This is a genomic window from Blautia sp. Marseille-P3201T, assembly GCF_900120295.1.
Lineage (GTDB): Bacteria > Bacillota > Clostridia > Lachnospirales > Lachnospiraceae > Blautia.
The window spans coordinates 884519-897069 of sequence record NZ_LT635470.1; the positions used below are offsets into that span (position 1 = coordinate 884519).

The 12551-nt window shown below is 37.3% G+C and carries 12 protein-coding genes; 4 read left to right on the forward strand and 8 right to left on the reverse strand.

The features are described from left to right. Positions 1-6: 6 nt before the first annotated feature. The 3 genes from BQ7352_RS12760 to BQ7352_RS12770 all read right to left on the reverse strand — a co-directional run bounded on the left by BQ7352_RS12760 (position 7) and on the right by BQ7352_RS12770 (position 3029). A complete protein-coding gene (locus tag BQ7352_RS12760) occupies positions 7-858 on the reverse strand; it encodes a rhomboid family intramembrane serine protease (RefSeq protein ID WP_072449564.1) in 852 nt (283 codons plus the stop codon). 24 nt (positions 859-882) lie between these two features. After that, on the reverse strand, positions 883-1824 hold the full coding sequence (locus BQ7352_RS12765) for a magnesium transporter CorA family protein (RefSeq protein ID WP_072449864.1): 942 nt from the start codon (positions 1822-1824) through the stop codon (positions 883-885). 149 nt (positions 1825-1973) lie between these two features. After that, entirely contained in the window at positions 1974-3029 is a 1056-nt protein-coding gene (locus BQ7352_RS12770; protein WP_072449565.1) for a lactonase family protein, read from the reverse strand. Between the two features lie 207 nt (positions 3030-3236). Between BQ7352_RS12770 and BQ7352_RS12775 the strand changes: the two genes are divergently transcribed. Genes BQ7352_RS12775 through BQ7352_RS12790 form a run of 4 tightly spaced genes read left to right on the forward strand, consistent with a single transcriptional unit; the run spans position 3237 to position 7929 of the window. Next, positions 3237-4310: an ABC transporter ATP-binding protein gene (locus BQ7352_RS12775; protein ID WP_072449566.1), complete on the forward strand. Its 1074-nt coding sequence runs from the start codon at positions 3237-3239 to the stop codon at positions 4308-4310. Further along, on the forward strand, positions 4303-5118 hold the full coding sequence (locus BQ7352_RS12780; RefSeq protein ID WP_072449567.1) for an ABC transporter permease: 816 nt from the start codon (positions 4303-4305) through the stop codon (positions 5116-5118). Before BQ7352_RS12775 ends, BQ7352_RS12780 begins: the two co-directional genes overlap by 8 nt. After that, the gene (locus tag BQ7352_RS12785; protein WP_072449568.1) at positions 5118-6986 is read left to right on the forward strand and encodes an extracellular solute-binding protein; all 1869 of its coding nucleotides are present in this window, start codon (positions 5118-5120) and stop codon (positions 6984-6986) included. The genes BQ7352_RS12780 and BQ7352_RS12785 overlap by 1 nt, the downstream gene beginning before the upstream one ends. A gap of 58 nt (positions 6987-7044) precedes the next feature. Next, a complete protein-coding gene (locus BQ7352_RS12790; protein ID WP_072449569.1) occupies positions 7045-7929 on the forward strand; it encodes an RluA family pseudouridine synthase in 885 nt (294 codons plus the stop codon). A gap of 35 nt (positions 7930-7964) precedes the next feature. On the opposite strand, the gene BQ7352_RS12795 is transcribed toward BQ7352_RS12790, so the two are convergent. The 5 genes from BQ7352_RS12795 to BQ7352_RS12815 all read right to left on the reverse strand — a co-directional run bounded on the left by BQ7352_RS12795 (position 7965) and on the right by BQ7352_RS12815 (position 12546). Next, positions 7965-9200 carry an ABC transporter permease gene (locus BQ7352_RS12795; RefSeq protein WP_072449570.1) on the reverse strand — a complete coding sequence of 412 codons (1236 nt, stop codon included), beginning with the start codon at positions 9198-9200 and terminating at the stop codon, positions 7965-7967. A gap of 4 nt (positions 9201-9204) precedes the next feature. Beyond that, complete coding sequence (locus BQ7352_RS12800; protein ID WP_072449571.1) at positions 9205-10764, reverse strand: efflux RND transporter periplasmic adaptor subunit; 1560 nt, start codon at positions 10762-10764, stop codon at positions 9205-9207. Beyond that, a complete protein-coding gene (locus BQ7352_RS12805; RefSeq protein WP_072449572.1) occupies positions 10739-11473 on the reverse strand; it encodes an ABC transporter ATP-binding protein in 735 nt (244 codons plus the stop codon). The genes BQ7352_RS12800 and BQ7352_RS12805 overlap by 26 nt, the downstream gene beginning before the upstream one ends. Positions 11474-11562: 89 nt before the next feature. Next, positions 11563-12021 carry a hypothetical protein gene (locus BQ7352_RS12810; RefSeq protein WP_072449573.1) on the reverse strand — a complete coding sequence of 153 codons (459 nt, stop codon included), beginning with the start codon at positions 12019-12021 and terminating at the stop codon, positions 11563-11565. A 30-nt stretch (positions 12022-12051) separates the two neighbouring features. After that, positions 12052-12546, reverse strand: a complete 495-nt coding sequence (locus tag BQ7352_RS12815; protein ID WP_072449574.1) for a heme-degrading domain-containing protein — start codon at positions 12544-12546, stop codon at positions 12052-12054. Positions 12547-12551 lie beyond the last annotated feature (5 nt).

The window sequence follows — 12551 nt, forward strand, 5'->3', positions numbered from 1 at the left end:
ATCCTCCTATTTTATATGCTGATGAGTAAACAAATGGTCCTGACAGTATTCATAGTTTCCATTACACTTTGAACAGTAACGAAACTCCAAATGTTCCCCATCTTTTTCTGTTCTTCCACACACTGCACATTTATGTCTGGTTTCTCCCGGTGTCATCTGTGGATGAACCGCTTTTTTAAACTGTTGTTTTCTATGAATTTCCTGAGGAGAAATTCTTCTATAATTTCTTGTCATTAAAAAATAAATAATAAAATTCAATAAGGATGCAATAATTACAGTACGTGTGCCCCATCCACCTCTTATCATGTCATAAAGCAAATATGCTCCATCTAAAAGTGCCAGATATTTTATTTTAATCGGAAGGATCATCATAAATAAAACTTCCATATCCGGATAATTCATAGCAAAAGCAAGGAAAATAGACAAATTAATATAATAAGTAGAAAAACTCATTCCATTCATAAGCGAAAACATTTCATTTTGTCCATTGAAAAAATACAAAATAAATGCTCCAATAACTGTACAGAACATTCCTCCTAAAATATAGACATTATAACGAAATGCTCCCCAAGTCCGCTCCAATGCTGTCCCCAGATAATAATAAAAAGACAGCATAATCAACACAAATATAATATTAGAACTGGATGGCGGTATTAAAACCCATGAAATTATTCTCCATATTTGTCCATGCATAATATGATAAGGGCTCAAAAGTAAATATTGGAAAAAGTTCCCTCCAAATGCCTGCCCGATATACACCAAAATATAACCGATGATATAACATCCAATCATATATTTTGTCAGATCATGTATGGCATATCTTCCATACTTTCGTTCCAGTTTGTTTAAAAAATTCATAATTTCTCCTTTAACACCTGCTTATTAAAATAAATTCTTTTTGGAAAAGATAAACGCCACTATCAAACTTAAAAGCAGTGAAAGTATAATTACAATTGCAAACCCTTCCGGATGAGATGCAAAAGGCATTCCCTTGAGATTTACATTCATTCCATAAGCGCTGAAAATCATCGTAGGAATTGACATAACAATGGTAACTGTTGCTAAAAACTTCATAACAATATTCAAATTATTAGATACAATAGATGCAAAAGCCTCTGTCATTCCACTTAAAATTCCACTGTACACATTTGCCATTTCAATAGCCTGCTTATTCTCTATAATAACATCTTCCAACAAATCTGTATCATCAGGATACTGCTTAATGCGCTCTACTTTTAAAAGTTTTTCCAGCACCATTTCATTAGACCTCAATGATGTAGTAAAATAAACCAGAGATTTTTCCAATTCCAAAAGTTCAATCAACTCTTTATTTTTTGTTGACTCCTGAAGCTTTTCTTCTACTTCTTCACTTTTCTTATCTATAATACGCAGATAATGCAGGAACATACTTGCATTTTTATACAAAATCTGAAGAATAAATCTGGTTTTCATATACGTATAAAAATTACGAACACGTCCGTCCATAAATCTACCCAGAACAGAAGTGTCTTCCAGACATACTGTAATAATAATTTCATCCGTTACAATAATTGATAAAGGAATGGTGCCGTACCAGTCCTTTTCTCCCCTTTCCTCCAAAATCGGAGTGTCCACAATAATCAAGGTGTAATCATCTTCTACCTCAATACGTGAACGTTCTTCCTCATCCAAAGGTGCTCTCAAATCATCTACTTCAATACGATACTTTCTCGCAACCTCAAAAATTTCTGTTGCCGTAGGATCCGTCAGGGCAAGCCAGCATCCTTCGCTGGCTTCTTCTACCTGATGAATTTTTCCGTCAATTGTCTTAAATATTCTAATCATGGTTTCTCCCTTCATATCCTGCAAAACAGGATACGAGAGACGACCTGTCCACAGGAATATGGATTTTCTTTTTTTATTCTATTTTTAATATTCCCGGGATAAGGCCCGCTTTCCATAACTTTGCACTTCCTTTTTATTAATTTTAAAACTTAATCCTGACATTTAGAAAAAATAATACTGTTTGGTGTTTCTACCTTCATAGGTTTTCCTTTCATCACCAGCAATTTTTTCTCATAGTCGATAGCAAATGTAGTAATAGAGTTTGACTCATGGTTTACTACTGCCAGATGCTTTCCATCTGGAAAAACAGCCAAATCCTTTGGATAATTTCCACTGATCGGCAAAATACACTGCTTTTCCAAAAGACCTGTTTTCTCATCTCGTTTATACATGGCAACCGTATCTTCTCCCGCTGTTGAACAGAAAATATAGTTCCCATCCGGTGACATGCAAAGCCCAGATGTTGCGTCATGGGTTTCATCATCATGAGAAGCCAATGTACTTTCTGTCTGCAACAACTCAAAAACAGGATTTTTTCCGCTTCCATCATAGCTGTATACCTGAATAGTATTATTTAATTCATAAATCAAATATGCAAATTTTCCATCTTTACTGAATTTTATTTTTTTAGGTCCTGATTCTCTGTGACATCTTAAAATATCCACCAGTTCCAGATGTTTTGTTCTCCTGTTTACGCGGTAAATTTTAATCTGATCAATTCCGTTATCTACAGCACACAGATATTTATTATCCGGTGTAGGACGTACACAACTTACATGCGGGCGAAAATTTCTTTCTCCTACGCTTCCCAATCCTTTATGAAAAACACCATCTACTACACTTCCCAGTCGTCCATCTCGATGTGTATGTACAACTGTTACCTTCCCATCATGATAACCTGCTACAAAAAGATATTTTCCTTCTTCATCCGTAGATAGATGACAGCCTCTCATACCATCGATATCTACTTTGTTAATAAATGTCAAGTCACCGTCCGCTTCAATAGCAAACACGGCTACTCCTTCATCTGCAATAGAGTAAAGGTATTTGCCGTTTAAAGACTTCGCCAAATGGGAAGAATTATTTACCGGAATTACTTTTCTTTCAGAAAGAGTTCCTTCCTCTACATTTACATCATACAAATGAATTCCTATACTGCTTCCATGGGTATATGTTCCGACATATGCTACATATTTTTCTTTCATCTATGCAATACCCTCCTGTTTTTATTAGTTTCACCACATAACGAATGATATCTTTTCAAGATATCAAAAATATTCTACCACAAAGTTTTTTTTAATACAATGTAATTTGAAGTTTTTACATATTGACATGTATTTTTCCTCTAGTATAATAATTTTCAGAATGGATTTTTATGGCTTAAAATATGATTTTCACAAAGGAGGAGCCCCATGAGTCACAATTTAGTCACCTTAACTGATATATCCAAAAGCTTCGGCGACCAATTAATTCTGGACAAATTAAATCTTTCCATACGAGAAAATGAATTTCTCACACTTCTTGGTCCCAGCGGCTGTGGAAAAACTACAACCCTTCGTATTTTAGGAGGATTTGAAGCTCCTGACAGTGGTCAGGTTATTTTTGATGGGCAGGACATTACCAACCTGCCTCCGAACAAAAGAAACCTCAATACCGTTTTTCAAAAATATGCTCTTTTTTCTCACATGAACATTGAAGAAAACATTGCATTCGGTCTGAAAATTTCTGGAAAAAGCTCTGCTTATATTAAAGATAAGGTAAAATATGCTTTAAAACTGGTAAACCTGGATGGATATGAAAACCGTCTTCCTGATTCTTTAAGCGGTGGTCAGCAGCAACGAGTTGCTATTGCAAGAGCTATTGTCAACGAACCGCGTCTTCTGCTTCTTGATGAACCATTAGGCGCCCTGGATTTAAAACTCCGTCAAGACATGCAATATGAACTTATCCGCTTAAAAAACGAACTTGGTATTACCTTTATCTATGTCACTCACGACCAGGAAGAAGCCCTTACCATGTCTGATACTATTGTGGTTATGAACCAGGGATATATCCAGCAGATGGGTTCACCAGAAGATATTTACAATGAACCGCAAAATGCCTTTGTTGCAGATTTTATCGGTGAAAGCAATATTATTTCCGGTACTATGCTGGAAGATAAACTGGTAGAAATTTTGGGAGCTAAATTCCCTTGTGTAGATATAGGATTTGGGAAAAATAAACCGGTAGACGTGGTAATTCGGCCTGAAGATGTGGATTTACTCGCCCCGGAAGAAGGTACCATACAAGGTGTTGTTACTCACCTGCTTTTCAAAGGTGTCCATTATGAAATGGAAGTACAGGCAAACGGCTTTGAATGGCTGGTACACAGTACTGATATGTTCCCTGTAGGACAGAAAGTGGGCATTCACGTAAATCCTTTTGACATTCAGATCATGCACAAACCTGAGTCCGAAGATGAGGAGGCGATTGGAATCAATGAATAAAAAGAAGCTTTTATCCGGTCCATATCTTTTATGGTCTATATCTTTTATTTTAATTCCTCTTGCCATGATTTTATTCTATGGTTTTACAAATAGCGAAGGACAGTTCACCTTTGAAAATGTTCTGGCCATCGGAACAGCAGAAAATTTCAAAGCCCTTTGTCTTTCTTTAATTCTGTCCGTTATCAGCACAATTATTTGTCTGGTTCTGGCATATCCGCTGGCAATGATGCTTTCCAATATGAAAATCAATCAGACCAGCTTTATTGTATTGCTGTTTATTCTTCCCATGTGGATGAATTTTTTGCTTCGCACCATTGCATGGCAGACTTTACTGGAAAAAAACGGAGTAATTAATCAAATATTAGGATTTTTTCATATACCTCCTTTACAGCTAATCAATACGCCGGCAGCCATCGTTTTAGGCATGGTTTACAATTTCCTTCCTTTCATGGTTCTGCCCCTTTACAATGCTCTTTGTAAAATTGATAAGGATGTTATTTTTGCTGCAAGAGATTTAGGAGCTACCTCCTTTTATACTTTTCGAAAAATTATTTTTCCTTTAAGTCTGCCCGGAGTTATCAGCGGAATTACTATGGTATTTGTGCCGGCTCTTACTACTTTTGTTATTTCAGACCTTTTAGGCGGCAGCAAAATTCTGCTGATTGGAAATGTCATCGACAGACAATTCCAGCAGGGAAGCAACTGGCATGTAGGAAGCGGACTTTCTTTAGTCCTGATGATTTTTATTTTAATCAGCATGATTTTAACAGGAAAATATGATAAAAACGGACAGGGAGGTTTATTTTAATGAAAAAGACTGCACGAAATATTTATCTTGGACTTATTCTTTTCCTTATGTATGCTCCTATTGTAACGTTAATTGTACTTTCTTTTAATGCTTCAAAATCCCGGGCAAAATGGGGTGGTTTTACTCTTCACTGGTACTCCTCCCTGTTTCAGGATAAGGCAATTATGGCAGCTCTTTATAATACTCTTTTTATAGCGCTGGTTTCTGCCATCCTGGCAACAATCATTGGTACTGCTGCCTCTATTGGTATCAATGCCATGAAGTCCAAAGGAAAAACTATCATGATGGGAATTACCAATATTCCTATTTTGAATTCTGAAATTGTAACTGGTATTTCACTGATGTTATTATTCATTGCCTGCAGAGTCACCCTTGGATTTTCCACAATTTTGCTGGCTCATATTACTTTTTGTATTCCTTATGTAATTTTAAGTGTTCTGCCTAAATTAAAGCAGACAAGTAAAAGTACCTATGAGGCAGCACAGGATTTAGGTGCCGGACCGGTTTATGCCTTTTTTAAAGTTGTCTTTCCTGACATATGGCCAGGTGTAGTATCTGGCTTTCTCATGGCATTTACTATGTCCTTAGATGATTTTATTATCACTCATTTTACAAAAGGCCCAGGTGTAGATACCCTCTCCACAAAAATTTATGCTGAAGTACGAAAAGGAATTCGACCGGAAATGTATGCTCTTTCCACCCTTCTTTTCGTCAGTGTTCTGGTACTTATGATCTGTGTAAATGCCAGTCCAAAAGAGTCAAAAGACATAAAAAGGACGTCCAAAAAAACTGCTTTTCGCAGGTCTTTCCGCTTTGCTGTTCCTGCAGTTTTGATTATCGTATTAGTCTTTGGAGGAATTTTTTACAACTTCAATACTCTGAAAAACCACTCAGGAGAAAAAGTTATTGTATATAACTGGGGAGAATATTTAGACCCAAAAACAATTGAACTTTTTGAAGAAGAAACGGGAATTTCTGTCACTTACGAAGAATATGAAACAAATGAAATTATGTATCCGAAAATTGTTTCTCAGGCCATTGCTTATGATGTGGTATGTCCTTCTGACTATATGATTCAGCGTATGATTGAAAACGACTTACTGGCAGAAATTAACTGGGACAATATTCCCAATATTAAAAATATGGATACCACCTATATGGAACAATCTAAAAGCTTTGATCCTGAAAACAAATACTCTGTTCCTTATTGCGTAGGTACCGTAGGTATTTTGTATAACAAATCTATGGTAAAAGAACCGGTAGACAGCTGGGATATCTTGTGGGATCCGCAATATAAAGACAGCATTCTTATGCAGGATTCTGTCAGGGACGCCTTTGCGGTGGCTTTAAAACGTCTGGGCTATTCTATCAACAGTACAGAAGTAGACCAGCTTGCAGCAGCTACAGAAGATTTAATTGAACAAAAGCCACTGGTGCAGGCTTATGTAGTAGATCAGGTCAGAGATAAAATGATTGGAAATGAAGCTGCTCTTGGCGTAATCTATTCCGGTGAAGCGGGCTACACCAAACGCGAAAATCCAGATTTAGAATATGTTATTCCGAAAGAAGGTTCTAATGTGTGGATTGACTCCTGGGTAATTCCCAAAAATGCCCAGAATAAAGAAAATGCTGAAAAATTCATCAATTTCATGTGTCGTCCGGAAATTGCACTCATGAACTTTGAATATCTTACCTACTCTACTCCAAATCTGAAAGCCAGAGAAATGATTGAAGATGAAGATATTCGTAACAGCAAAATCCTCTTCCCGGAACCAGAAGATTTAGTAAACTGCGAAACCTTTAAATTTCTGGGAGATGACGTAGACAGCTATTATAATGAATTATGGAATAAAGTAAAAGCAAAATAAAAGCACACAAAAGGGGATGCAGCATATGCCACACCCCCTTTTTTAAGGAGTATTTTTTATGAACCGTATTTTTGAATATACCATAACGGATGAAAATCTCCCATGTACAGTAGGGGACTTTCTAAAACAAAAGGGATTTTCCCGACAAATTATTATACAGCTCAAAAAGACCAGTCAGGGAATTCTGGTAAATAACCAATGGGCCTATGTACGAACCCCTTTAAGAACCAATGATATCCTTACGCTCCGCCTTTTAGAAGAGGCTCCCTCAGAAAACATTGTTCCTGTTTCTCTTCCACTTGATATTATTTATGAAGATGAAGATATTCTGTTAATCAATAAACCTGCTGATATGCCTGTTCATCCTTCTATTAACAACTATGACAACACTTTAGCAAATGGCATCGCGCATTACTATAAAATGCAGGGAGAAACCTTTGTCTTTCGCTGTATCAACCGTCTGGACAGAGATACTACCGGACTTCTTATTATAGCTAAAAATGCCCTGAGCGCATCTATTCTCTCCAATCAAATGAAAAGACGAGAAATTCACCGAACTTATCTGGCTGTAGTATCCGGCAATCCAAAAAAAGATACAGATACTATTACAGCGCCCATAGCACGAAAAGAAAATTCTGCTATTGAGCGCTGTATAGACTTTCAAAATGGAGAACAGGCTGTTACGCACTATCAATTAATAACTTCCAGAGAAGATTATTCCCTTCTCAAACTATCTTTGGAAACAGGCAGGACACATCAAATCCGCGTACACATGAAATATATAGGAAATCCCCTTCTTGGAGATTATCTCTACAATCCTGATTTTTCCAAAATACAACGTGTCGCTCTCCATTCTTATCGTTTAAACTTTATACATCCAATTACAGAAAAAACCATGGATTTTTCCATTCCTCTCCCTGAGGATATGGCAAATCTCTTTTAAAATACTGTCTCATTCACTTTCAGACAAATCATTAACTAGTTTCTTCGCAATGCCTCAATGGGACTTAATGCTGCTGCCTTTTTAGCCGGATAAATTCCAAAGAAAACACCTACCGCGCAAGCAAACAAAGTTGCTACCATAATGGTAACAGCACTAATTCCCGGGGTAATTGTCATCCCCTGAGTGGAACTAATCACAGAACAAATTCCATATCCTCCTGCAATTCCCAGAATAATTCCGATAATTCCGCCGATTACTGTAAGAATTGCTGATTCTGCCAAAAACTGCATCATAATCGAAGAGGTCTTTGCTCCCAGGGCTTTTCGGATACCAATCTCTCTAGTCCGTTCCGTTACAGATACCAGCATGATATTCATAACACCAATACCGCCTACCAGTAGAGAAATCCCTGCCACAAAGGAAATAAATGCAGTTACCATGCCCAGCATATCATTCATCATCTTCATAACATCCTGAAAACTTTGAAGCTGATAGTAATCCTCTCCCGCTGACTGATGTCTCTTTTCTAATGTTTTTATCACTTCTTTTGAAATTTCCTGAGAGTCCATTTTCTTGTCTGCCTGCACAACCATATTGGTAAACTCTCCTGCTGTGTCCCCTACAAAATCTACCGCTGCAGTGTAAGGAACAGAGAGTGTCACCGGCATTCCCTCATAAGTATAACTTACAAAAGTACCATTTTCTTTCTGTGTTGTAACGCCCACAATTCGAAAACTCTTCGTCAAATCATAGCATTGTACATCAATATCCATTCCAATAACATCATCTGAGCCAAATAAACGTTTTGCATCTGTATCTGAAATCACACACACATTTCGCCCTTCTGCCACATCTGCTTCCGTAAAATAAGCGCCTCTTTTTAACGCAAGATTATTGACAATGGGTGCATCCTGTGTTTCCAACGTTACTGTAGCAGAAAAATCGCCTTTTCCTGTTACAGTCTCACCCATAATGCTAAAGCTGCTGGAAACGCCTTCTACACCATTAATTTTGCGAATAGCTTCCATATCTTCTGCAGTCATATATTCATCCTCTGTTATAGCATCATCACTGCAATAAATAAATATCTGCCCTCCGCCCACAGCATCAATTTCACTGTTCATCTGGTTTTTTGTACCTTCACCTATAGATACAATAGCAATAACAGAGGCAATTCCAATGATAATTCCCAGCATAGTAAGAAAGGAACGCCCTTTATTGGCAATAATATTTTGAATTGCCATTTTGACATATTCAATTATATTTCCCATAGCTTTATCTCGCTTCCTGTGGTTTTACCTTGTCTCCTTCCTTGTGATTTCCTATATCTACAAGAACTTGTTCACCATTTTTCAAACCACTTTTAATTTCTGCAAAAGAGTCTGAAATCACACCTGTTTCAATCTCTTTTTTCTTAATCGTTCCGTCTTCTACTACATAACAGAAAGAACCGTCTTTTCCAATATTAACTGCTTCCACCGGTAAAATAGGAACATCCTTTGCTTCTGCTGCCTGAATACTCACTTTTGCTTCTACTCCAATGAAAATCCCATCGTCCGGATTATCTATATGTACTACAACCCCAATGGTAGGAGCTCCTTTTTCATTTGGCACTGCAATACGATTTACCTTTTCTATGGTTCCGTTGTATTTTTTATCGCCTAATTTAACAGTAGCTTTCTGCCCTTCCTTCACTTTATCAAAATCATATTTTGATATACTGGCATCTACACATACATCATCCATACTCTGAAGTGTAAAAAGTTCCATTCCCTGTGTTACGGTAGCACCCTGACTGACTCTTGTATCAGAAATCACCCCTGAAAATTCTGCTTCAATTCCTTTTCTTCCTTCTTCTAAAAGTTCCTGAAGATTTTTTGTTTCAAGTTCCGTCAGGTTGTTGGAAATTCTGATTTTTTCTTTTGCTGCATCCGTAAGTCCCGGTGTATCAGACTGTGCTAAAGCTTCTTTTGATGCCAGTTCAGACTGAAGCGCCGCTAACTCAGACGCTGCATTCTCCATTGCAGTTTCAAGTGCAGAAGTATCTGCCACATTTGTACCTGTAAACTGAAAATCTGCTGGATTTACTTCTTCCTTTTCCGGAGCTTTTGGTGGATTATCTAATAAATGCCGATAATCATCTTTATCTGTCTCAGTTCCCTCTCCATCATTAATTTTCTTTTTCAGTTCTTCCAGCTGCTTATCATACTCAGGTTTTGTAACTGTATTATAAACATCCATTTCTTCCTGATACTTTGTTTCTGCAGCCAGCACAGCCTCCTGATATGCATTTTCTACATTTTCCTGCGCCTGTTTTTGTGCATCTTTCTGTGTTTCTGCAATCTGCTGTTTTAAATTGGAAACTTCACTTTTCTTATTCTCAATCTGCTTTTCCAAATCCGGAATTTCTGCCTTTGCTTTTGCCACCTTAGAAGCAGCATAATCAGCCTGTTCCTGTGCGTCCTCCAGTTCCAATCTGCCTGATTTTGCTGTCAGCTCTGCCTTTTGGTTGTCTGCCTCTAAATTATCTATATTAAACCCTATCAGCTTTTGTCCGGCTTCTACACTGTCACCGGCTTCCACCGTCATAGTTTCTATCGTAGCATTCACCGGTGAGTAAAATGTTTTTTTCCATTCACTTTCCACATTACCGGATGCCTCAATTTCCTGACTCACATCTCCCTTTTCTACAGAAACAACTTCTACAACAGGTTCTGTACCTTTTCCTCCCTTTCGCTGGTTTCCGATAATTGCCAGAAGAACCAATACAACTGCCACAATTCCAAGAGTAATTAACATAATCGTATTTTTATTCTTCAGAGTTTTTGTCTTCATGTGTTTCCTCCACTTTTTCATATTCCGGATTTATTCTGTCTGATTCTATTTTCCCATCCATAATCCTTACAACACGTTTTGCTCTTGCAGCAATTCCATCATCATGAGTAATCAAAATAACGGTTCTTCCATCCTTATGAAGATTTTTTAAAATATTTAAAATTTCTTTGCTGGAAGCGGAGTCAAGATTTCCTGTAGGCTCATCTGCCAGAATTACCGGTGGTTTCGCCGCAATCGCTCTGGCAATAGCAACACGTTGCTGCTGCCCGCCTGACATCTCTGATGGCTTATGATGCATTCGATGACTCAGCCCTACCATTTCCAATGCCTCTGTTGCCAGTCTTCTTCTCTCTTTTTTATCTATTCCTCTATAAATCAAAGGAAGCTCTACATTTTCCACCGCTGTAAGATTAGGAATTAAATTAAATCCCTGAAAAATAAAACCAATTTCTTTATTTCTGACTAGAGATAACTCATTATCAGACATTGTGGATACATCTGTACCATTCAGATAATATTTTCCCGATGTAGGAATATCCAAACATCCTAACATATTCATAAAAGTCGATTTTCCTGAACCGGACTGCCCAATAATTGCAACAAATTCACCTCTGTCAATTTCCAGGTTTACATGGTCTAATGCCCTAACTTCATTTTCACCCGGATTATAAATTTTGCATAAATCCATTACCTTAATTAAATGTTCCATACTCTCTCCTCTTATTATCCTTTTTTATATAACAACAGGACAAAACAGAACCCCTTCCGTTTTGTCCCGCACTTGCTATCTAACTCTAATCATTTTATAGCTGTTCCCTGTCCATCCTGTAATGCCTGACGATTTTTTAATGCTCCCCAGAAATACAACAATGGCAAAATCAATGAAAAAATCACTGAAAAAATGCTAAACACCCCACTAAAAGCACTATATGCATTGCAAATTAATGCATACGCAATCAAAACAATTCCGCAAACATAACACAAAGATGCTTTTTCGATTTTGTTGCTGTTTAAAATTCCAATAATTCCTGTTACGACACCGATTACAGCCTGTATTGCAGTTAATACCAGACTCACCTGATAAGTAGATTTGGTAATTCCTGTCTGCGCTAAGGTCTGTTCCAAAATCGGAGCAAACTCTTCCTGTCCCATCACTGCAAAATTCATAATACAGGAAATCGCATTAAACAGTCCTCCAATAATCAGAAAAATTCCTACAACCATTAAAAATGTTCTTCCCGGTGCTTTTTTAGGCATATATTTTTCCTCCTGAAATAAATTTATTTTTTATAATGCCCGAATTCGTGGTACTTCATCAATGTGAAGATATCTGCTTACAGCTTTTACAATAATATCATGATTGATAAAATGACTCTGATTGGAAACCATAATTACTCCAATCACTCCCACTTCTTCCACGCGTATTGGAAATCCTCCGCCCAAACAAGAGTATTCCCTCTCATCAAGTCCAATTTCTCCCAAGGTTTCTTCACTGCGTTTTAGTTCACTGTATAAAAGCATGGTGCTTTTTTCCATCCGTCTTACAGATGCAAACATTTTATTCATCCATTCTTCATTATTTAAGGTTGTGCCGTTTCCTGCATACTTAAACACAGTATAACCATTGTTCAGACGGATTTCCACTGCCGTGTCTAAGCTTCTTTTTTTTGCTTCCGCCACCAGCAAATTACCAAGTGCCCATGCATCCTCATTCGTGAAATGATTAAATTGCAAAATTTCTTCCTGCATTGCCAAAACTGTAATTACTTCTTCAACAGTCATAAAGA